We start from the raw sequence: 21322 nt of genomic DNA, 5'->3' as shown, positions 1-21322 counted from the left end.
GGCACGACGAGCCCTTGATGGCATGGAGCCCCATCTGCCAAACGCGAGTAGTGCCCATGAAGTATTGGATTCGGGCTGAGTGGGTCGCGGAACCATACGGGACGATACGGGAAGATTCTCAATCTGCGCCCATGAAAACGTAAATAAAATCAATGTACTTAAATACGTCCTCCGGGCCCACCAAATTCACGGCATGTCGGCTTGGCTAGTACACGAGACACTGTCTCCCTGGCTGACTGGAGCCCCCCACTCCAAGGGATGCATCTATCCTGGATCTTCGGATCGCGTGACAGATGCTTCCGTCCGATGGTCCGCGCATGCAGCCCCGATGCCTTGTCTGGAACGTTGAGCCCGGATTTGAGTTGGCGGCCGCGTCGCCTGCCCAATAAATTGATCCTGCATGGCAGGCGGCTGCGCCGAGCCGGCAAGCCGGCAGCGCCGGCATGAGACTATGATGATCGCAAACAACTCTATTGGGATTTCGACACATTTGTTCTCAATGCAATGTAGATCGCCGGAATGACGAGGACCGTCAGCAGCGTCGAGGAGGCGAGGCCGAACAGCAGCGAGATCGCCAACCCCTGGAAGATCGGGTCGGTCAGGATGACCGCGGCGCCGATCATCGCCGCCAAGGCTGTGAGCAGGATCGGCTTGAAGCGGATAGCACCGGCCTCGAGCAGCACTTCGAGCAACGCACGATCCTCGCCTCGCGTATGACGGATGAAGTCGACCAGCAGGATCGAATTGCGAACGATGATGCCGGCTAGCGCGATGAAGCCTATCATCGAGGTGGCCGTGAAGGGCGCGGCGAACGCCCAGTGGCCGAGCATGATGCCGATCAGCGTCAGCGGGATCGGGGTCAGGATGACCAGCGGCAGCTTGAACGATCCGAACTGTGCGACGACGAGGATGTAGATGCCGAGGATGGCCACCATGAAGGCGGCGCCCATGTCGCGGAACGTCACCCAGGTCACCTCCCACTCGCCGTCCCACAACAGGGTAGGCTTGGATTCGTCGTCCGGCTGGCCGTGCAGGGCGATCGCCGGCTTCGGGACGTTGCTCCAGTCCGCCTTGGCGATCGCGTCGTCCACGGCAAGCATGCCGTAGACGGGCGCCTCGAACGCGCCGGCCAGTTCGCCCATCACCATCTCGGCCGGGCGCCCGTTGTGGCGGAAGATCGGATAGGAGGCCCGCTCTCGGCTCACCCGCACGACGTCGCCGAGCTCGACAACGTCGCGCGCGCCGGGCAGGGCGTTGGCGGCCACCGGCGTCGCCAGGGCGCGTTGGTCGACTACCCCGTTGGTCTTGGACAAAGCAATACGGATCGGTATCGGCAGGCGTCCGCCGCTCCGGTGCGAGTAGCCGACCGTGGTTCCGCCGTAGAGATAGCTCAGCGTGTCGTACACATCCGCCTGCTCGACCTTGTAATATTCCAGGTTGTCCTGGTCGATCGAAAGCCGGAGCCGTTCCGGCTGGTTGTGGAAATTGTCGTCGACGTCGACGATAAACGGGATGCTGAGGAAGGTCTCGCGCACCTTGGCCGCGACCGCACGGCGGGTCTCGGCGTCCGGGCCGTAGATCTCGGCCAGCAGCGTGCCGAGCACCGGCGGTCCGGGCGGTGGCTCGACCACCTTGAGGACCGTGCCCTCCGGCATCGCCATTCCCTTCAAGCGATCGCGCAAGTCGAGCGCAATGGCATGGCTGGCGCGGCTGCGGTCTCCCTTGGCGAACAGGTTGACGGCGATGTCGCCCTGTTCTGGGCTCGATCGCAGGTAGTAGTGCCGCACGAGGCCGTTGAAGTTGAAAGGCGCGGAGGCGCCTGCGTAGGTCTGGAACGAAACCACTTCTGGCACCGAGGCCAGACGGTTCACGGCAGACTGCAGCAGCCGGTCAGTGTCCTCGACCGAGGAGCCCCTGGGCAGGTCCGCCACAATTTGGAGTTCGGTCTTGTTGTCGAAGGGCAGAAGCTTGACCGTCACGTGCTTGGTGTAGAGCAGCGCCATGGACCCAATCGTGGCAATGCCAACAACCAGGAGGAAGGCCCACGCCCGGAAACGCGACTTCAGGATCGGCCGCGCCGCCGCGACGTAGACCCGTCCAAGGACACCGCCATGGCTGCTGCCGGCATGGTGATGCGCGCCGGCCTTCCCACTGAATTTCATCATCAGCCACGGCGTCACCATCACCGCGACGAAGAAGGAGAACAGCATCGCGGCCGAGGCGTTGGCCGGGATCGGGCTCATATAGGGACCCATGAGGCCGGAGACGAACAGCATGGGAAGCAACGCCGCAACCACGGTCAGCGTCGCCACGATCGTGGGATTGCCGACCTCGCCGACCGCATCGATCGCCGCCTGGGCGCGCGAGCGTCCATCGTCCATCAGCCAGTGGCGCGCGATGTTCTCGATGACCACGATCGCGTCGTCGACGAGGATGCCGATGGAGAAGATCAAGGCGAACAGGCTGACGCGGTTCAGCGTGTAGCCCATGACGCGCGATGCGAACATGGTCAGCAGGATCGTCGTGGGTATCACCACGGCCACCACCAGCGCTTCCCGCCAGCCGATGGCGACGGCGACCAGGAGCACGATGGAGACGGTCGCCAGGCCCAGATGGAAGAGCAGTTCGTTCGCCTTCTCATTGGCCGTCTCGCCGTAGTTGCGCGTCACGCGCATCTCGACGTCTTTCGGGAAGATCTGGCCGCGCACCTGCTCGAGACGCTTCACGATCGTATCCGAGATGACGACGGCGTTGGTGCCCGGTCGCTTCGCGATCGCCACCGACACGGCCGGCGTGCGCACCAGACCGGAGTCGGACTTGGCGATGTTGGTGACGCGGTTCTCCGCCGGCGACGTCGCGAGCACGATGCTGGCGACGTCGCGGATATAGACCGGCCGGCCGTCGCGAGCCGTCAGCAAAAGGTTGCCGATGTCGGACAAAGCCTGCAGCGTCTGGCCGGCCACCAACACACGCTGACTGCCCTGGTCGCGCACGGTGCCGATCTGGAAAGAGCGGTTGGCGCCCGCGATCTTGCCCGTCAATTGCTGCAGCGTGATACCATCCAGCGAGAGCTTTTCCGGGTCTGGCTCGACCTGGATCTCTTCCGGCTGCTCCCCGACGATGTAGGTGAGCCCGATATCGGGAAGCTTTGCGACCTCGACCTGCAGTTCATGCGCAAGACGTGTCAGGTCCGCCGAAGCGTAGCGTGCAGCCGCTTGTGGCGCCGGCGTGAGCGTCACCACCACTATGGCCACGTCGTCGATGCCGCGCCCGACGATCAGCGGCTCCGGGATGCCGACAGGGATTCGATCCATGTTGGCGCGCACCTTTTCGTGGATGCGCAGGATCGCGGCGTCCGAACTGGTGCCGACCTTGAAGCGAGCGGTCACCAGCGCGCCGTCATCGCTGGTTTGGGAGTAGACATGCTCCACGCCGTCTATGCCTTTTATGATCGTCTCTAGCGGCTCGGTCACGAGCTTGACGGCATCCTCGGCCTTCAGGCCGTTCGCGGACACGTGGATATCGACCATGGGCACGGAAATCTGCGGCTCTTCCTCGCGCGGCAGCGTCATCAGTGCCACAAGCCCAAGCGCCAGCGCGGCCAGCAGGAACAGGGGCGTCAGCGGCGATGCGATGAAGGACCGGGTAAGCCAGCCGGCGATGCCGAGCTTCATGGCAGGACGACCTTGTCGCCGTCGGCGAGACCACTCAGGATCTCGACGCGCGGGTGGCCGGCGTCCTGGAACGTCGCGCCCAGCACGACCGCGACCTCGAGCGCGCCGTCCGCCGTCTCAACCGTGACATAGTCTATGCCGTGTACGATCCTGAGTGCCTCGGGCGGAACACCAAGCACGGTCCTTTTGGCGACCGGTATGGACACGAGCGTGCGCTCGTTGACGAAATAGGTCCCGATGTCGGCGACTTCCACGTCGGCAATCACACGACCGTTCTCGATCTCGGGATAGACCTTGGCGACCTGCCCTTCGCCAGCCTTGACGAAGCCGGCATTGGTGCCCGTGCCACGTTCGCCGATGTCGACTCGGGCGCCTTCCGTGATCTCGACGGCATGCCGTTCCGGCAAGGACAGTCGCAGATAATACTGGCCCGACGCTACCCGCGCGAGGGGTTCGCCCGCCATGATCACCGAGCCGGCCGCCACAGGAACCGTCAGCACCCGGCCGTCGGCCGGAGCGAGGACATCACCTTCCTTTGCGCTTTGCTCGATGACCGCCTTCTCGGCCATCGCGGCCGCCAGCTGGTTCGTGACGACATCGAACTGCGTCTTCGCGGCGTCGACCCGGCTTTGCGCGGCGGCACCCTTGGCCAGCAGATCCTGCGCGCGCTGCAGATCGGTGCGGGCGCTATCGAGTTGCGAATTCAGCGCCGCGATCTTGGCGTCGGCGGCTCTGAGCTGCAAGGCGAGCTTGTCATCCACCACCGTGGCGATCACGTCGCCCTTGCCTACCTGGGAACCCTCCGAGACTCGGACGGAAGCGACGGTTCCCGAGATCCTGGCTCTTGCCGGCAGCACGCTGCGGCTCTCCACCTGGCCATACACCGCCTTCATCTCCGTGACGGTGGAGGCCTTGACGATGAATTCGGCGCCGCGGGCATCAACCGCGAGGAAGCCGGCGGAACCGATCAGAAGAATCTTCGCCAGGGCCGATTGCAGGGATCTCATTGCGCTAATCTCGGTCGGTTGAAATGGACAGGGAGCGACTGAGCCGCCTCCCGGCTAGCGGCCGTTGCTCGATGACCTGCCGTTACTTGAACGCTGCGCCCGGCTTACAGCCGAGCTTCTTGAAGACCATCGCTGCCGGGCAGAAGCCCGTGATCGAGGCCTGCAGCATGTTGAGCCCGGCGAATGCCGTCAGCAGGAACCAGTAGGGCGAATAGTAGATGCCGAGCGTGAGCGATATCAGCACCACGAAGCCCGCAAACATGAGAACTGCCTTGTCTATCGTCATGATCCTTTTCTCCAAAATGTCGCCGGGCTATTCGGCCGGCTCTATGTGGATGGCCTTGAGTTTCTTGATGCCCAGGACGTCGAGCGCCAGCCCCTCGTAGAAGGTCTCGCTCTTTCCCTGCCGCACCTTGTGCAGGAAGTACTTCTCGAACCCGACCTTCGCCGCATGGACCCATTTGCCCTGCGAGGACCAGTTGACGTTGCGGGGAGGGATCTGCGGCTGCGCGACGAAGGCTATGCCCTCATCGCCGAAATCAGCGAGGCAGACCGCGTTCCAGGTGGCGACGGCCCTGGGTTCCGCGCCGCGCAGCAGCGCGCCGATGTTCTCGGCTGTGGCCGTGACCATGGATTCGATCATGAAGCCGGTCTTGGGAACGCCGACGGCAAGCGGCGTCTTGCCGACCGGCGGAATGGCGACGCAGACGCCGATCGCGAAGACGTTGGGATGGGCCTGGTTGCGCTGGTGCTTGTCGATGGTGACGAAACCGCGCGGATTGACAAGACCCTCGATCCCCATCAGCGCCGGAACGCCGCGGAAGGCAGGCAGCATCATCGAGAAGGCGAAGGGCAGGTCGTGCTTGGCTTTGGTCGTCCCGTCCTCATTGACTTCCTCGACATGCATCATGTCGGCGTCGACCGAAGCCACCTTGGCGTTGGTGATCCACTTGATGTGGCGATCGCGCATGGCGCTTTCGAGCAGGCCCTTGGTGTCGCCGACCCCGTCGAGTCCGAGATGGCCGATATAGGGCTCCGGCGTCACGAAGGTCATCGGCACGCGGTCGCGCACCCTGGCCTTGCGCAACGCGGTGTCGAGGATGAAGGCGAATTCATAGGCCGGGCCGTAGCAGGACGCGCCCTGGATCGCGCCCACGACGATCGGCCCGGGCTTGCGGACCAGTTCCTCGAACTTCGCCCGCGTGGCGACGGCATGGTCGATCTGGCAGATGGACTGCGTATGGCCGGCTGGCCCGAGACCCGGCACCTCATCGAAGGCGAGGTCGGGGCCGGTCGCGATGATCAGATAGTCGTAGTCGACGAAGGAGCCATCGTTGAGTTCGATGCGGTTTCCCTGCGGATGCACCTTCCTCGCGCCTTCAGGCCGCAACGCGATGCCGCGCCGCTTGAAGGTATCCGTCAGATCGACGGTGACGTCGTCTCGCTCCCGCCAACCAACCGCCACCCAGGGATTGGAAGGTACAAAGGAATAGGATGTGCCGAGGGTGACGACAGTCAGCCGATCCTCGCTGCGCAGCTTATCGCGCATTTCGTACGCCATGATCGTGCCGCCGAGACCTGCTCCGAGGACGACAACGTGGGACATGATGATCCTCCCTTTGGTTCGGCTTTCCGCAGCATCGTGAGCGGGAAGCCGCATTTCCGCTTTGATCGGGCTCAATTTCCAAACGCGACGGCGCGGCTGTAAGGTGACCGCGCCAGCAAATCCGAATGGCGACCTTGCATGTAACATTCAAAGATCATAAATTCAAGAACATGAATGTAAGAGATTTGATTCCCGCCTCAGGCAGGGCTGCGGACCTGCTTCGGAGCCTGTCCCATCCACAGCGTTTGCTCGTGCTATGCGCCCTTGGAAATGAGGAGCGTTCGGTGGCCGAGCTGCGAGAGCTGCTCGACATCGACCAGGTGCCCATGTCGCAACAGCTCATGCGGTTGCGGGCCGATGGTTTGGTCGAGGCGCGCCGGGACGGCACGACGGTCTACTACCGTATTACGCGGCCGGAGGTGCTCACGGTGATCGAGGCGCTACATGCCGCCTTCTGCCCGAATTAACTCGGCGCATTACGTGTCGCACCTTTCATCATATCGGACCGGTCATGACATGCGCGGCTTTGATTAAGGTCAATGCGGCCCAGGTCGAACCGGCATTAGCTGCCTGCCAACGGCAAACGAAAAGATCGGACGGCCTTACAGCGCTCGGCTGATCCAGCGTTGGAGAAACACATGATCCTGAACAACGGCACACTCGTCGCCGTGACTGACGGCGAGATCCTGCGGCTGTTTCATAACAAGGGGCACGAACCTCATATCGAGCTTATCGAAGTCGAGGATCCCATCCTTGAAATGGCCCGCGCCGGTTCCGGCGGCAGGCATCGCAGCTCAACCGCCAATCCGGACGAGTCTCGGCTGCGTGAGGACGACTTTGCCGGATCGGTCGCGACTTATCTCAATGATCAGTCGCATCAAGACTACTGTAAGCATGTCTTGATCATCGCCGACCCTCGCACGCTTGGAGAGCTGCGACGGCATTATCAGCCCTCCTTGAGCGCCAAACTGGTCGGCGAGATCGCCAAGGATTTCGTCAAGCATTCCGTCATGTCGATCAAAGGCGCCATAGAGATTGCCTGACCCGATCGGCGTTCCGCATCGGACCGAAGCGATGGAACGTGTCGATGCGCTCGCTGCCGAGCACGCCACGGCCTTTGGCCGGGCGCGCTCGGCGCACTCTTACTGAACCTTGATGGTTGCCCACATACCGTTCATGAAATGATCGGGGATATTGCAGAAGACTGCATAGAAGCCGGGCTTGAGGTCGAGCGTCAGCGACCCTGTCTTGCCTGGATCGAGCTCCGAGACTTCACCAAGATGGCCGGCCGCATCCTCATCGACACGGTTCTCGTTTGAAACATATGGCAGCGTCGTCTTTTTCGGGTCGGCCACGGGCACGACGATCATTTCATGGACGGAAGCCTTCGACGTGTTGGTCACATCGAAGGTAACCTTGCCTGCCGGCACGGTCTTCTTGTCGACCTCGATCTTCATCATCGCCATGCTCATATTCGCCGGCATGCCCATCCCCATCTTGGCGTCGGGGTTCATGTCGCCATCCTTGTCCCACAATTTGACGTTGACCGTGGAACCCGCGAATGCCGGCGCCGAAACTGCAAGCATGGCCAACGCCAATCCAACTTTCAAAAACTGCATCGAAGTCTCCTGACCGCCATCCGGCGACCACAGCTGGCGGGCTGCTTTGAATCGGATCGGTCGCGCGCGGTGTCTAGCAAGCGCTACCTGACAGAACGCTGACGACAGATGGCGTGCGGATCGAGGCGTGGATATCCTTGCTGCCTGGCAACCGCAGGCACCAAGGCGCGATACCAAGCGTCAATAGCTCGGTGCCGGACTCAGCTCACAAGAGAGAGAAATGCGAACCCAAAAATACGAGGAACTGACCCGTGAGCAACGGGACCCTCAAGATGGGGCCTGCCTCTCCGCTGTCTTGCACCGGTTGTCCGCTCACGCAGGGATGCGACTTCAGCACCTCTTTCCAAATGGTTGGAAAATCCGATCCCTTGCTTCTTTCGGCATTGCACGTGTCGACGAGCGTGGCGACGGTGTTTCTCATTCGAGGGGAGTTACCTTTGGCGCTGATTCAAAACATATGGCCGGTCGCAGTGGGAAAATATTTGATCTCGATCAATGAATCGAAAATAAGCCCTCACGCGGTACCCAGTCGCGATGATTGCCGGGTTCTAGCTGGGAAAAAGCATCATGATCGATGCTCCCGCCATCAGTGCCGTCGCGACCCAGCCGAGGATGACGATCGGACGGCCAGAGGTGAAAGGTCCCATCACCGAATGGCTCGAGGCCAGCAGTATGACCACCACCATCAGCGGCACTGCGACAACTCCGTTGATGACGGCGCTCCAGAACAGCGCTTTCATTGGGCTGACGGGCAAATACTGGATGGCCAGCGCTGCCAGGACGCTCACCGCGATGATGCCGTAGAAGCCGCGCGCGTCGCTGGCACTGCGCTCAAGTCCCTCCTGCCACCCCATCGCTTCAGCAAGCGCATAAGCCGCCGAGCCCGCGAGCACCGGCACACCGATCAATCCAACGCCAAGTATTCCGATCGCAAAAAGGACGAAAGCGAAATTGCCCGCCAGCGGCCGCAAGGCGCTGGCCGCCTGCGCGGCTGTCTCGATGTTCGTGACACCGGCAGCGTTGAGTGTGACGGCGGTCGCCAGGATGATGAAATAGGACGTGGCGTCCGAGTAAAACATGCCGCTCCAGGTATCCCAGCGCAGCCGGCGCAGTTCGCCCCCCGATCGTGTCGGATCTACGATCAAGGGAGGGGCGCCTTTCATTTCTTCGACCTCCTCGGAGGCCTGCCAGAAGAAGAGATAAGGGCTGATCGTCGTGCCGAAAATCGCCACGGCCACTGTGGCGGTCTCGGCGTTCATCGTCAGCCTGGGCCACACGGTCCGAAGCGCTACCTCGCCCCACGGCACGTGGACCATGAAAAGCACCGCGGCATAGGCAAGAAGCGACAGTGTCAGCCATTTGAGGAAACTGACATAGCGATGGTATGGGACGAACACCTGCAGGACCAGTGTGGCCAGTGTGAAGATTAGAGTAGCAATGTGCCGGTTCATGCGGGTCACCAGCTCTGCGACCTCGCCCATGGCAGCTATGTCGGCGGCAATGTTGAGCGTGTTCGCCACGAGCAGCAGCGCAACGACGAACATCAGCACGAAAGGCGGGAAGTGCGTCTTGATGTTGGCGGCAAGTCCCTTTCCCGTGACGCGTCCGATACGGCCACACATCGATTGGACCGCCGCCATCAGCGGAAAGCAAAGCGGCATCGTCCAGAGCATGTTGAGGCCGAACTGAGCGCCTGCCTGCGAATAGGTGGCGATACCACTCGGATCGTCGTCGGCGACGCCGGTGATCAAACCCGGGCCTACGCGAGCCAGAGGGTGCTCCTTCAGTCGACCGAGCAAACGGCCCAACCCGCTCGACGCGGCAGCTTCTTCAGAGTTTTTTTGGATAAGGTTCATTGGAGGTTTCGCGCGGCTTTTCGACACCGCCGCCTGCAGCTGATCGACGTCGGCTCCTACCCTGGTCGGCCCGGCGCTGACGAGTTGCGCGCGGGCGCGCAGCCGGGTTGACCGCAACGTCGCCACTCCCAGCGCAGAATCTTCAGTCGGCAGATCGGATGAAGCCCATCAGTCATTCGCAATCAGTCGCGTGTCAGTTCGACATCAGCCGGTTGAGCCAGACCTCGTCGAGCAGCGAGCGGGTGACGCCACCGAATACCCATTCCCTCAACCGGCTGTGTCCGTAGGCACCCGACACGATGAGCTCGGCGTTCACCGAGGCGAAAAAGTCGACCAGACGGTTGTTTTCATCATCGTCGGTCTTGATGATTTCGGTGCGTGCCTTGATGCCGTGACCGGCCAGGAAGCTCGTCACGTCATCGACGCCGTCCCTGATCCAATCATCGGGATTGCGATCGACCGCCACGACGGTGACTTCATTGGCCATCACCATCAGCGGCACAGCGTCCGCCACCGCGCGCCGTGCTTCTCGCGTGTCCTTCCACGCCACCACGACCTTGCGGGCCGGCAAATCCGCCGCGCCATGGGCAGCGACCAGGACGGGCCGACCGGCGCGCAGCACCAGGGACCCTGGATCGGCCGTGCGGTAGGAATCGCCCGTAGATGCGCCCTGGGACGCACCAGTCACAACCAAGTCGGCCATGCGAGTTCTCCTGGCCAATGCATGATCCGGATTCTCGATTTCGCCATGCCAGCCAGTCTCGACCGCCGCGGCCACGAGCGTGGCGAACTCGCCCTTCAGATCGTTCAAACGACGTCGGATTTCATCCCTCGACTGTTCCCAGATCTCGGCGGCGATGGCCGCGCCCTCGGGCGCCATGGTCACTGGCAAGGGAGCGTCCGCGGCGCAGAAGCCGATCAGACGCGCGTCGAAGCGCTTGGCAAGGCTCACACCCAGCTGCGTGAGCGGTTCGATCGGGCCATCGATGTTGAAGTTCAGGAGAATCGATTTGTAGCTCATCGCACACGCTTTCGGTTTGGTCGTTCTCGATGACTTGAACCCTATCTCGGAGAAGAGCGCGTGCCTTGATGCGGATCAAAGTCACTTCTGAGCCGCCCCGACCTTCAAGGCATGCGGGATTCCAGATGGATTACTTCACCATCGACAATGAAATTGCCGTTCCCGACGTGATGGATGGTTTTCGGCTTGGGCTGTCCCGGATCGATCCAGGCCTTGAGGACTTCCAGCACGAAGAGATTGTATTTGTTGACAAGCCGCGTATCGACCACGCGACATTCGAGATTGGCGAAACACTCGGCCACCAGCGGCGCCGACACCCGCTCGGCGGGAAGCGGCGTCAACCAAGCCGTTGCGAACTTGTCCGTATCCCGGCCAGAGCAGTTGCCGACCTTGACGACCTTCTCCGCAAGGCCGACGGCGGGGATTGCAACCACGCACTCCTTCGTTTGACGCAAGGCGAAGAACGAGAGGTCATTGCTTGATACGATGCAGGCAATCGTCGGCGGCGCGACTGCCACCATCGTGTGCCAGGACATGGTCATGACATTCGAGCGGCCTTGCTTGGATCGCGTCGAAAGCATGACGACCGGACCGGGTTCGATGAGCCGATAGACTTCGGCAAGCGGCAATTCCTTCATATTCGTCTCTCGCCTCGCACCTGCAAATTGGTTTGTTGCCGTCGACTTGTCGCGGGCATTGCCGTCCGTCGCCTTGATCGGCGTCAAAGCGAGATGCCGGACCGAATGGCGATGAGCCCGATTGATCATGATCAATGCCGGTTTGCGTCGGCCCTGCGATGCTCGGAAAGGACAGAGAAGGAATTCGTCCATGTCCGCTGAAGATATCCTCCTATGGGGCGCTGTGCTCATCTTCGGCCTTATCGCCGGGGCCACGATTTATTTCGAATCGGCGTCCTTCAGGGAAAGTGAACGCCTGTCGGCGAGCTGCGGCTTCGGACGCAACTCCCCGGTCCCGTCAGCCCAAAACAAAACCTTGAAGCCAAGAGCGAAGGGAAAGACATCATGATCTGGAAACCAGAAGAGTTTCGCGCGCCCGAACTGCTGCCTTTCGCCCAGACCGGCCAAAAATTCTTGCGAGCGACCGCCGCGATGCAAGCGCATTCGGTCGGCGCGCTGCTGCGCTACCAGATTGAAAGCGTAACCTTCCTCAAGCGGCGGTTCGAGGATGACCTGAAGCTCATCGAGAAACTGACTCGTGGTGACGAATTCGTCGATGCCTTCGACGTGTTCGTGAACTTCGTCCAGAACGCCACGTCCGACTATGCGAACGAGGTTGGCAAATTCGCTTCCATTGGCGCCAGGCTTGCTTCGGAAACAGCCGGCCAGGTCCGCAAGGAGGCGAAAACGACGATGGACGACATGGCCGCGGCAACGCTTGCGACTTGAGATGTTGCGGCCAGGGAAAAGCAGGCGGAAACCGACCGCCGGTCGGTCTTCCGTTCGGAGCATTCGCGACAACGCGCGGGATTCGAGGAAGCGGCATAAATCCAGCCAGGATGCGGTCGTGACCGCGATCGCTTCCCCAGCACCGCCGCTGCCGGACGAAGAAGGCGGCAGCATCTATCGAGATGTCGACAGGCTCTCGCATGCCCTCGTGGCGGCCTTTACGGCAGGGATTTCGCCGATCAGCCTCTTGCAGGCCTGGCAGGATTGGCTGCTGCACCTATCCTCGTCACCGGGCAGGCAAGGCGAGGTCTCCGCCAAGGCGGTCGAGAAGCTGGCGCGGTTGAGTGACTTTCTGTTTCGATGCGGGGTCGGAATGGGAACCGCCGCGCCAACGATCACGCCCTTGCCGCAAGACCGAAGGTTCCAGCACCAGGCGTGGCAGGCATTCCCCTTCAACGCTATTCAGCAGGCCTTCCTGCTCTCCCAGCAATGGTGGCACAACGCGACCAGCGGGCTTCCGGGAGTCACGCGGAGGCACGAGCGTCTGGTCGAGTTCTACAGCCGGCAAATCCTGGATACCGTCTCGCCTTCGAATTTCCCGACGCTCAACCCGGAGGTCATCGACAACACCCTCCGGAAAGCCGGCGTCAATTTTGTCAGCGGCGCCAACAACCTCATCGACGACCTGTTTCGCCTCATCGATGCCAGGCCACCGGCCGGCACGGAAAACTTCCGGCCTGGCATCGAGGTTGCCGCCACGCCGGGCGAGGTGATCTTCCGAAACGAACTGATCGAGTTGATCCGTTATGCCCCAATGACGGAGACGGTGAAGCAGGAGCCGATCCTCATCGTTCCCGCATGGATCATGAAATACTACATTCTTGATCTCTCGCCGCGGAATTCGCTGGTCCGTTACCTTGTTCAGAACGGCTACACGGTATTCTGTATTTCCTGGCGCAATCCGGGTGGCGATCAAGCTGGTCTGTCACTGGATGACTATCGCCGCCTCGGCGTGATGGCGGCCATGGATGCGGTCGAGGAGGCGACTGGGACCGGCCGGATCCACGGGGTAGGCTACTGCCTTGGCGGGACGCTGCTATCGATCGCCGCATCGGCCATGGCCCGTGACGGCGATCACCGATTGACCAGCCTGTCGCTCTTTGCAGCGCAGGTCGATTTCGAGGAACCGGGCGAACTCGGCCTCTTCATCGACGATAGCCAGATCACGCTGCTCGAGGACGTGATGTGGGTCGAAGGGACGCTCGATCAGCGCCGCATGGCTGGCGCTTTCCAGATGCTTCGCTCGCAGGACCTGATCTGGTCACGCATCGTGCGCGAATACCTGCTGGGTGAACGCGCCCCGATGACCGATTTGATGGCCTGGAATGCGGACTCAACGCGCATGCCGTTCCGCATGCAGTCGGAGTATTTGCGGCAACTCTATTTGAGCAATGACCTTGTCGAAGGACGCTTTTGCGTCGAGGAAAGGCCTGTTCATCTGGAAGACATTCGAGCACCGGTATTTGCGGTCGGGACCGAGACGGACCATGTCGCGCCATGGCGTTCGGTGTTCAAGCTGACATATCTCCTCGATACGGACATCGACTTCGTGTTGACGACCGGCGGACACAACGCGGGCATTGTATCCGAGCCCGGACACCCAGGCCGTGCCTATAGAAAGCTCAGATGCCGCCATACGGATATCCGTCCGGACCCGGACGATTGGGCGAGGGATGCAACCACAATTCATGGCTCCTGGTGGCCTGTCTGGATCGAATGGTTGACAAGCCATTCCGGCGCCGAAGTCGAGGCCGGTCGGGTCGCCGCCTCAGGCGATGCGAAAACGGTTTGCGCGGCGCCCGGCACATATGTTCTCCAGCGATAGGGCGGCTTCGCCGGTTTGCGCCAGATCAAGGTCAGGCGTTCATTCGTCGCGTATTTGGAAGCCATGAAACGTCCGGCTGTGTCGAAAATTGTCGCGCTTATGGCCGTCTTTGCCGGCGGGCCATCCGCCTGGGCGCAAGAAAATCCGCAGATTGCCCATGGCAGGAAGCTCGTGGAAGCAAACTGCGCCCGTTGCCACGCGATTGGCTCGACCGGCAAAAGTACGCATCCCGACGCACCGCCCTTTCGCCTGTTGCACCTGCGTTATCCGATCGAGGATCTGGAAGAAGCGTTGGCGGAAGGGATATCGACCGGTCACCCTGACATGCCGGAATTTGTCGCTGATCCTCAACAGATCGGGGCGATTGTTGCCTACATCAGGAGTCTGAGCCGATGACGAGAGGTCATCACCACTCGGCCGGCGCGGAACGCAAAACTCTTGGCGTAGTGCTGATACTTGCGGGTATCTGGCTCCTGTCGACACTCGCGGTTGTCCGGGCTGCCGAACCATCTCGCGTTGGCAACGAGATGCCATCGCTGGCTCCAATGCTGGAACGCGTCGTTCCCAGCGTCGTCAGCATTGCCATCCAGGGGAGCGGCAATGCTGGACCCGATCCGATGTTGTCCGACCCTTTCCTGCGAAAGTTCTTCGGGCTTCCCGAGCAACCCTCGCCAAGCGAGCGCTCTTTCCAGGTGGCCGGTTCAGGCGTGATCGTCGACGCAAAGAACGGGTACGTGCTGACCAACAGCCATCTGCTTGAAAACGCCGACGAGATCACCGTGACCTTGCTGGATCACAGATCGTTTTCGGCCAAGGTCATCGGCATGGATCAGCCGACCGATGTCGCGGTCGTGCAGATAAAAGCCGACAGGCTGACTTCGCTGCCGCTGGGAGACTCGAGCGACCTCAAGGTCGGCGACTATGTTGCCGCCGTCGGAAATCCCTATGGTCTGAGCCAGACCGTCACCATGGGCATTGTCAGCGCATTGGGGCGGTCGGGCCTTGGTTCCGATGGTCTGGAGAATTTCATCCAGACCGATGCGTCGATCAATCCCGGTAATTCGGGAGGTGCCCTCGTGAACCTCCAGGGCGAGCTGGTGGGCATCAACAGTGCCATTTTCGGACCGGCCGGGAGCAATGTCGGGATAGGCTTTGCGATTCCATCCAATATGGCAAAGGACGCGGTGCGCGAGTTGATCGCCCACGGAAAGATCAGGCGCGGGGAACTGGGCATGCTGATACAGGATCTCACGCCACTGCTGGCTCAGGCCTTCAGGTTGAAGATCTCCGCAGGCGCGCTCGTCAGCCGGGTCATGGCCGGATCCGCGGCAAGCAGCGCCGGCATCCTTGCTGGCGATGTCGTCGTTGCCGTGGACGGTCGGCCGATACGCAGCGACGTTGACCTTCGAACGGCGCTTGGACTGCTCGGCGCTGGCGCAAAGGCCAGGCTCACCATCGACCGGCACAACAGGGTGCTGGAGTTGCCGGTGGAACTCCGGGAAGCAAATACCGTGAGCACGGCGCTGGTCAAAGGCGAGGGGCTGCTTGCCGGCGTAGCCTTAGCCGATATCTCGCCGGATTCCGCGGCCTATGGCCAGGCGGACGGCGCGGAGATCCTGGCTGTCGACCCGCAGAGCGATGCTGCGCAGGCAGGGTTGATCGCCGGCGATTTCATCGTGAGCGTCGATCAGCAACCAGTGCACTCCGCCACGCAGGTGGCGCAACGGGCGAACCGATTCAACAAGCTGCTGCTGCTCGGGATCTTCCATGCCGGCGGTATCCAGTACCTCGTCATTCCGTGAGCCGCAGGTAACGCGCCTCGGCACTTTCGCGAAATGGCATTTCTGCCGCGGGCACTATGTCGGCTTGATCCGCATCAATCCCATCCGGCTGGGGCCGTGGCATGCTTGGCGGTAAGCGCTGACGGAGCAGGCAGATGTTCAATGATGCCCGAAGCCCGGATATTCTCGGCTAGAGTGCCCAAATCGAGGCGATTTCGAACAAGGCGCTGATTGGGGCGCTGATCGCGATTTCATCAACCTGTTCCTGATGATGTTGCGGTTCACCAGCGACCGACGCGAATGATGATGGTGAGCTACCGAGGAGATATCCGATGAGGCGCGGAATCGGAAGCAAGGACACCGAGCCCCCTGAACTGACGGTTCCCGTCGCGAAGGTCTGCTTCATTATCGCCAAGGCGCATGGGTTCGACGTCAAGGTTGCCGTCACTGAGCCGGACACGGGATCGAATCCGACGGACGACAATGAAATCGCCGTGCTCCAGGACCATGATGATGACCCCGTGCGCGAAGAACTGGAGTCTCTGATCTCGGAGCTCTCCGTCGATGAGCAGGTCGATCTCGTCGCCTTGACGTGGCTTGGCAGGGACGACTGCCAGGCTGCCGATTGGGATGAGGTTCGCCAGCAGGCCGCCTATGCGCACAACAGACACACAGCTGACTATCTCTGCGGCAATCCGCTGCTTGGCGATCACCTTGAGGCGGGCCTCGATGCTATCGGCCTGTCGTGCTCCGGCTGAAAGAAGTTGACGTGCATCAAAGCGTGCGGCTCTGGCCCGTGCTGATCTACCGGCCTCTCAGGGAGTCCGGATATGATCTACACGACGATACTTGTTCAGCTCGACATCGATGCTCCGGCTACCCCACGCCTGCTTTTCGCGCGGCAGATCGCGAGGAAGTTCGAGGCGGATCTGATCGCGGTGGCTGCGGCCGAGCCTTCCGCTCTGGTGTCGCCAAGCGAATCCTCCCCGTTGGTGGCGGAAGTTCTGCGTTACCGAACCCACGAAATCGAGGAGCGCGTCAAGAAGCTCAAGGAGGAGTTCCTCGACGTCGCCGGCAACGACGCGCGCGCATCATGGCGCGCGGAGCTCGATGATCCCACGCGCGCCGTTGCCCTGCACGCCCGCGCGGCCGATCTGGTGATCACCGGAGCGCCGGCTGCGTCCGTCGCCGGCGACTACCAAAGAACCGTGGATCCTGGCGCGTTGGTGCTGTCCCTTGGCCGGCCGGTTCTGTTTGCAGCCGACGGCCTCGCAGCCTTCAAAGGTGAGAGGGTGATGGTCGCCTGGAAGGATTGCCGTGAATCGCGGCGGGCGGTAGTCGACGCTATGCCTTTCCTGCGCAATGCCAAGGAGGTGACCGTCTTCAGCGCTGCCGAGGAAGGTACGCTTGCCGCGCGGGATGGCGCGGCGGATGTGGTGCGCTTCCTGATGAAACACGGTGTGAAGGCGCGGTCGCAGTTGCTTGAAAGCGAGGGAATATCAGTCGGGGAGTCGATCGTCGTCGAGGCCGATCGAATCGGCGCCGATCTCATCGTGGCCGGTGGTTATGGCCGTAGCCGGTTCCGGGAGTGGGCGTTCGGGGGCGCGACACGATCGCTGCTCAAGTCTGGCTCGTTCCACAGGCTGTTGTCAAACTGAATAGCCACAGCAGCCCTGTCCTACAACCGAAAGGAAACAAGTCGATGCAACTGTTGACATCCTTGCTCGTACCGACTTATCCGGACCCGCCGGGGCCGAAAGTTGCCTCGAACGCGGTGGCGGTGGCCAACCAGCTAGACGCCACCCTGGATGCGGCGGTCATCAACGTCGACATTCCGGACGTCTCGAACGCATTGTCCAGCTTGTTGCTCGACCTTCCTGAAAAAATCCGCGAGGCCAACGCTGCCAGCAGGAAACGTGGCAAGGCCCTGCTGGAGACCGTCGCCGCCGAAGCCGCGCGATGCAAAGTCACCCTGACCAGTCAGGAGTTGAAAGCGCAGCCCGCTTTCATCGGCGAAACGGCCGCCACGGAGGGCCGCTATTTTGACCTCTGTATGGTGGGATGGACGCGCAATATCGAATCAATCCGCGCGACCGCGGAGGAGGTGGTGTTCAGCTCGGGTCGGCCGACCTTGATTCTTCCGGACGACGAAGATGTCGGCGTGCTCGATCACGTGGTGATCGCCTGGGACGGCAGCCGGGTGGCGGCAAGGGCCGTGGCCGATGCCAGGCCGTTCCTGGAGCGGGCATCGACAATATCCATCATTACTGTGACGGATGAGAAAGTTCTGCCTCGCGAGGATATTGGCGATCGCTTGGCGAATGGTCTGGCGGCGCGAGGTCTCCGGGCCAAGGCCGAGCAGATCCACGCGGGCGACAACGAAATCGGTGCCGCGCTCGAGGACCATGCCATAAGGATCAATGGCAGCCTCCTTGTCATGGGCGGATGGGGTCATTCTCGTCTCCGGGACTTCGTGCTCGGAGGGGCAACCGAAGGAATACTTTCGGATCTGCGCTTGCCGGTGTTGATGTCCCATTAGGTGTACGATCGTGGATCGCGATCAGCATCCCGTCTTGCGCTTCCACGGCGCGACGCGTTGCGTGACAGGGTCATGCTACGAAATTGAAACGCCACATTGGCGGATCCTGATCGATTGCGGCTTGTTTCAGGGTTCGAAATCCGAACGGGAACTGAACTATGGCGCATTCCCATTTCCGCCGGATGCGATCGACGCGGTCATCCTGACCCACGCGCATATCGATCACAGCGGTCTGCTGCCCAAGCTGGTCAGGCATGGCTTTCGCGGACCGATCTACGCAACGGCCGCTACGATCGATCTTTGCTCTGTCATGTTGCCGGACGCGGCGCATATCCAGGAAACGGAAGTGGACCATCTCAATCGCCGCAACGCGCAGCGCGGCAGGCCGCTGGTCGAACCGATCTACCGCCAGGAAGATGCGGTCGCATGCATGCCTCTGTTTCGGGGTGCGAAATATGGCGACTGGATGACCGTAGCCGAAGGTCTACGGGTCCGCTTCTGGAATGCGGGCCATCTGCTAGGCTCCTCGTCTGTCGAACTGGAAATCGATGGAGGTGGGACGTCACCGATGCGCATCGTGTTTTCGGGCGACATAGGTCCGGGGCACAAACTGCTGCAAACCGACCCGCAGGGTCCTACCGGGGCCGACTATCTCGTCTGCGAAGCAACCTATGGCAACCGGGATCGCCCCGACGTTTCGCCTGACCGGCGACGCTCGATGCTCGGCGACGTCGTGCGCGGCGCTGCACGGGCGAAGGGTCCTCTCATCGTTCCCTCCTTCGCCGTCGAGCGGACGCAGGAACTGCTGGTTGATCTTCATCTGCTCATGCAGACCGGCGAGGTTCCGAGAGCCCCCATATTCGTCGATTCGCCGTTGGCCACACGCGCAAGCGCCATATTCCAGAGACATGCCGATGAAATCGAGAACGGCGACGTGTTGCGTCAGGCTTTGATTTCAGCCGAGCTGCGGTTCACCGATACCGTGGAGCAGAGCAAGGCGATCAATCGCCTGACAGGCTTCTTCGTGGTGATAGCCGCAAGCGGCATGTGCGATGCGGGGCGCATACGCCACCATCTCAAGGCCAACCTCTGGCGTAAGAACGCCACCGTTATGATGGCCGGGTATCAGGTCCAGGGTTCGCTGGGTAGAATATTGCTGGATGGCGCCCGGCGTGTGCGTATCCAGGGCGAGGAGATCGAAGTCAGGGCGAACGTCACCCTGTTCGACTTATATTCCGGTCATGCGGATGCAGCCGAGCTCATGGCTTGGATATTGGCTCGCGGCCCCGTCGGGCAATCGCTATTTCTGACCCACGGCGAAGAGGAAGGTCTTGCAGGGCTTGGAGAGCGTCTCAAGGGATCGTTTCCAGAAGGCAATATCATCAAGCCACAGCTCGACGACGGGTTCCGATTGAGCCCCGAGGGCTGCCTACCGGTCGAGATCAACCATGCTCGCAGGCTCAAGCCGGAGAACGTCGGCCGCCTAGATTGGCATAACGACCTCTCCCGGCTTTTGCTGGATGTGAGCGAGGCGGTCAACTCGGCTGCGGATGAGCGAGGTCGAGCCAAGATCATCAGGCAAATGCAACGAGCACTTGCTGCCCAGGGCGATTAGATGCAGCAGTTGATAGGAGCCCCCAGTTTCGAGAAAACGCAAAGTGGGGCTGGCGATTCGGAAATTGGAGAAAGCCTGCGCGGCCTCAGCGAAACCGAGGCTCAGGCCAGACTTCTCGCCGAGGGGCCGAACGAACTGCCCAAGTCCAGTCGGCGTACGCCATTTAGAATAGCCCTTGAGGTCATTCGCGAACCGATGCTGGCCCTCTTGCTTGGCGGAGGCGTCGTCTATCTGCTTCTGGGCAACCTGGAGGAGGCGCTGATCCTGCTGGCATTTGGCACGATGTCGATCGGCATAACCATCATCCAGGAGACGCGCACCGAGCGCGTCCTTGAAGCATTGCGGGACCTCACCAGCCCTCGCGCCCTGGTCATACGTGCTGGTGAACGCAAGCGCATAGCGGGCCGTGAGGTTGTCCGGGGAGATCTCGTCGTGCTCGGCGAGGGTGACCGGGTCCCGGCCGATGCCAGGCTTCTCCAGAGCCAGGACCTGCAGAGCGACGAATCCCTGCTGACAGGCGAATCCGTGCCGGTCCGAAAGATTGCCGCCGACGGCGCCCCGCCAACGATCGAGCGCCGGCCAGGCGGTGACGACCTGCCTTTCTTATTCTCGGGTTCGCTGATCGTTCGCGGTTCAGGCATTGGCGAAGTCCTGGCGACTGGCCCACGAAGTGAAATTGGGAAGATCGGGCACTCGCTGGGTTCAATGGAGGCAGAGCCGCCGCGATTGCAGGGACAGATGAGGCGCGTCGTACGCATTTTCGCGATGGTCGGCGGTGCGGTCAGCGTCGTCGCGGTTTTGCTTTACGGGCTGCTGCGGGGCGGTTGGCTTGACGCCGTGCTTGCGGGTATCGCGCTAGGCATGTCCATGTTGCCGGAAGAATTTCCCGTCGTGCTCACGTCACTTGCGAGTCGCCCGAGCCGTAGACCTTGCTCAGCCCGCGAGCCACGAACACCGGGGCCGACGGCAGTGCCGCTGAACTTTCCGCCTCTCGCTCGCGGGTTTGCATGTGGGCCTCCGGTCTCGCCGACGCAAGAGCGCTGCCAAGGCTGGGCAGGTACCTGAGAGCCTTGTTTCGGATCTTCGCTTGCCGGTATTGATATCGTACTAGGCGCGGGCAACGTCGCGATCATCGAAGGGGTAGAAATGGACCGCCTTCAATTTGACCGGCATGTCATACCCCTCGATGAGGACCTTGACCCATTGGTCGCCTAGATCGTCTTGCCAGGTCTCGGTAACTCGGCATCTTACGGCCAGATCCATGCCGACCTCGATCCTGTCCATTCTCTGTGCCATCATGGACTCCCGTTCTC

Annotated in this window: 19 protein-coding genes and 1 pseudogene; 11 read left to right on the top strand and 9 right to left on the bottom strand. The window is 61.5% G+C overall.

The annotated features are described in order from the left end of the window. Window positions 1–470: 470 nt before the first annotated feature. The 4 genes from DPM33_RS12355 to DPM33_RS12340 form a co-directional block, all read right to left on the bottom strand. Window positions 471–3674: an efflux RND transporter permease subunit gene (locus tag DPM33_RS12355; RefSeq protein ID WP_112097686.1), complete on the bottom strand. Its 3204-nt coding sequence runs from the start codon at window positions 3672–3674 to the stop codon at window positions 471–473. Then, on the bottom strand, window positions 3671–4681 hold the full coding sequence (locus tag DPM33_RS12350; RefSeq protein WP_112097685.1) for an efflux RND transporter periplasmic adaptor subunit: 1011 nt from the start codon (window positions 4679–4681) through the stop codon (window positions 3671–3673). The genes DPM33_RS12355 and DPM33_RS12350 overlap by 4 nt, the downstream gene beginning before the upstream one ends. 82 nt (window positions 4682–4763) lie before the next feature. Beyond that, window positions 4764–4967, bottom strand: a complete 204-nt coding sequence (locus DPM33_RS12345; protein WP_112097684.1) for a YgaP family membrane protein — start codon at window positions 4965–4967, stop codon at window positions 4764–4766. Window positions 4968–4994: 27 nt separating this feature from the next. Continuing rightward, window positions 4995–6287, bottom strand: coding sequence for an NAD(P)/FAD-dependent oxidoreductase (locus tag DPM33_RS12340; RefSeq protein ID WP_112097683.1), 1293 nt, complete (start codon window positions 6285–6287; stop codon window positions 4995–4997). Between the two features lie 125 nt (window positions 6288–6412). Here DPM33_RS12340 and DPM33_RS12335 point away from each other — a divergent pair, with 125 nt between their 5' ends. Both DPM33_RS12335 and DPM33_RS12330 read left to right on the top strand, forming a co-directional pair. After that, complete coding sequence (locus DPM33_RS12335) at window positions 6413–6754, top strand: ArsR/SmtB family transcription factor (RefSeq protein WP_342634334.1); 342 nt, start codon at window positions 6413–6415, stop codon at window positions 6752–6754. A gap of 171 nt (window positions 6755–6925) precedes the next feature. Next, entirely contained in the window at window positions 6926–7330 is a 405-nt protein-coding gene (locus DPM33_RS12330) for a baeRF12 domain-containing protein (protein ID WP_112097682.1), read from the top strand. 99 nt (window positions 7331–7429) lie between these two features. Here the strand turns inward: DPM33_RS12330 and DPM33_RS12325 are convergent, their stop codons facing one another. The 4 genes from DPM33_RS12325 to DPM33_RS12310 form a co-directional block, all read right to left on the bottom strand. Continuing rightward, window positions 7430–7906: a plastocyanin/azurin family copper-binding protein gene (locus tag DPM33_RS12325; protein WP_245442096.1), complete on the bottom strand. Its 477-nt coding sequence runs from the start codon at window positions 7904–7906 to the stop codon at window positions 7430–7432. Between the two features lie 548 nt (window positions 7907–8454). After that, complete coding sequence (locus DPM33_RS12320; protein WP_245442095.1) at window positions 8455–9888, bottom strand: NRAMP family divalent metal transporter; 1434 nt, start codon at window positions 9886–9888, stop codon at window positions 8455–8457. Between the two features lie 67 nt (window positions 9889–9955). Beyond that, window positions 9956–10783 carry a universal stress protein gene (locus tag DPM33_RS12315; protein ID WP_112097679.1) on the bottom strand — a complete coding sequence of 276 codons (828 nt, stop codon included), beginning with the start codon at window positions 10781–10783 and terminating at the stop codon, window positions 9956–9958. A gap of 104 nt (window positions 10784–10887) precedes the next feature. Next, window positions 10888–11421, bottom strand: a complete 534-nt coding sequence (locus tag DPM33_RS12310; RefSeq protein WP_112097731.1) for a flavin reductase family protein — start codon at window positions 11419–11421, stop codon at window positions 10888–10890. Window positions 11422–11805: 384 nt separating this feature from the next. On the opposite strand from DPM33_RS12310, the gene DPM33_RS12300 reads away from it, so the two are divergent. The 9 genes and pseudogenes from DPM33_RS12300 to DPM33_RS12260 form a co-directional block, all read left to right on the top strand. After that, complete coding sequence (locus DPM33_RS12300; protein WP_112097677.1) at window positions 11806–12189, top strand: phasin family protein; 384 nt, start codon at window positions 11806–11808, stop codon at window positions 12187–12189. Window positions 12190–12307: 118 nt separating this feature from the next. Beyond that, complete coding sequence (locus DPM33_RS12295; RefSeq protein WP_245442094.1) at window positions 12308–14074, top strand: PHA/PHB synthase family protein; 1767 nt, start codon at window positions 12308–12310, stop codon at window positions 14072–14074. Between the two features lie 99 nt (window positions 14075–14173). Beyond that, complete coding sequence (locus tag DPM33_RS12290) at window positions 14174–14470, top strand: c-type cytochrome (protein WP_245442107.1); 297 nt, start codon at window positions 14174–14176, stop codon at window positions 14468–14470. A gap of 149 nt (window positions 14471–14619) precedes the next feature. Continuing rightward, the gene (locus DPM33_RS12285) at window positions 14620–15876 is read left to right on the top strand and encodes a Do family serine endopeptidase (protein ID WP_208648386.1); all 1257 of its coding nucleotides are present in this window, start codon (window positions 14620–14622) and stop codon (window positions 15874–15876) included. A 311-nt stretch (window positions 15877–16187) separates the two neighbouring features. Then, entirely contained in the window at window positions 16188–16613 is a 426-nt protein-coding gene (locus DPM33_RS12280; protein WP_112097674.1) for a DUF3775 domain-containing protein, read from the top strand. Window positions 16614–16685: 72 nt separating this feature from the next. Continuing rightward, entirely contained in the window at window positions 16686–17513 is an 828-nt protein-coding gene (locus DPM33_RS12275) for a universal stress protein (protein ID WP_112097673.1), read from the top strand. A 44-nt stretch (window positions 17514–17557) separates the two neighbouring features. Next, on the top strand, window positions 17558–18394 hold the full coding sequence (locus DPM33_RS12270) for a universal stress protein (RefSeq protein WP_112097672.1): 837 nt from the start codon (window positions 17558–17560) through the stop codon (window positions 18392–18394). 10 nt (window positions 18395–18404) lie between these two features. After that, window positions 18405–20009 (top strand): MBL fold metallo-hydrolase, encoded by a 1605-nt coding sequence (locus DPM33_RS12265; RefSeq protein WP_112097671.1) that lies wholly within the window; start codon window positions 18405–18407, stop codon window positions 20007–20009. After that, window positions 20010–20951: pseudogene (locus DPM33_RS12260) on the top strand (P-type ATPase actuator domain-containing protein); the annotation flags it as partial. Between the two features lie 165 nt (window positions 20952–21116). Here DPM33_RS12260 and DPM33_RS12255 read toward each other — a convergent pair. Continuing rightward, entirely contained in the window at window positions 21117–21305 is a 189-nt protein-coding gene (locus DPM33_RS12255) for a hypothetical protein (RefSeq protein WP_082048831.1), read from the bottom strand. Between the last annotated feature and the right edge of the window lie 17 nt (window positions 21306–21322).

The sequence above is a fragment of the Mesorhizobium hawassense genome, from assembly GCF_003289945.1.
In the GTDB taxonomy this organism is placed as follows: domain Bacteria; phylum Pseudomonadota; class Alphaproteobacteria; order Rhizobiales; family Rhizobiaceae; genus Mesorhizobium; species Mesorhizobium hawassense.
This window is presented reverse-complemented; position numbering and strand designations above follow the sequence as displayed.

Coding starts and splice junctions, on each gene's coding strand:
- DPM33_RS12345 (WP_112097684.1), bottom strand. CDS start 4,967: ATGACGATAGACAAGGCAGTTCTCATGTTTGCGGGCTTCGTGGTGCTG.
- DPM33_RS12350 (WP_112097685.1), bottom strand. CDS start 4,681: ATGAGATCCCTGCAATCGGCCCTGGCGAAGATTCTTCTGATCGGTTCC.
- DPM33_RS12340 (WP_112097683.1), bottom strand. CDS start 6,287: ATGTCCCACGTTGTCGTCCTCGGAGCAGGTCTCGGCGGCACGATCATG.
- DPM33_RS12255 (WP_082048831.1), bottom strand. CDS start 21,305: ATGGCACAGAGAATGGACAGGATCGAGGTCGGCATGGATCTGGCCGTA.
- DPM33_RS12280 (WP_112097674.1), top strand. CDS start 16,188: ATGAGGCGCGGAATCGGAAGCAAGGACACCGAGCCCCCTGAACTGACG.
- DPM33_RS12300 (WP_112097677.1), top strand. CDS start 11,806: ATGATCTGGAAACCAGAAGAGTTTCGCGCGCCCGAACTGCTGCCTTTC.
- DPM33_RS12315 (WP_112097679.1), bottom strand. CDS start 10,783: ATGAGCTACAAATCGATTCTCCTGAACTTCAACATCGATGGCCCGATC.
- DPM33_RS12290 (WP_245442107.1), top strand. CDS start 14,174: ATGGCCGTCTTTGCCGGCGGGCCATCCGCCTGGGCGCAAGAAAATCCG.
- DPM33_RS12310 (WP_112097731.1), bottom strand. CDS start 11,421: ATGAAGGAATTGCCGCTTGCCGAAGTCTATCGGCTCATCGAACCCGGT.
- DPM33_RS12335 (WP_342634334.1), top strand. CDS start 6,413: ATGGCGACCTTGCATGTAACATTCAAAGATCATAAATTCAAGAACATG.
- DPM33_RS12355 (WP_112097686.1), bottom strand. CDS start 3,674: ATGAAGCTCGGCATCGCCGGCTGGCTTACCCGGTCCTTCATCGCATCG.
- DPM33_RS12330 (WP_112097682.1), top strand. CDS start 6,926: ATGATCCTGAACAACGGCACACTCGTCGCCGTGACTGACGGCGAGATC.
- DPM33_RS12285 (WP_208648386.1), top strand. CDS start 14,620: ATGCTGGAACGCGTCGTTCCCAGCGTCGTCAGCATTGCCATCCAGGGG.
- DPM33_RS12270 (WP_112097672.1), top strand. CDS start 17,558: ATGCAACTGTTGACATCCTTGCTCGTACCGACTTATCCGGACCCGCCG.
- DPM33_RS12275 (WP_112097673.1), top strand. CDS start 16,686: ATGATCTACACGACGATACTTGTTCAGCTCGACATCGATGCTCCGGCT.
- DPM33_RS12325 (WP_245442096.1), bottom strand. CDS start 7,906: ATGCAGTTTTTGAAAGTTGGATTGGCGTTGGCCATGCTTGCAGTTTCG.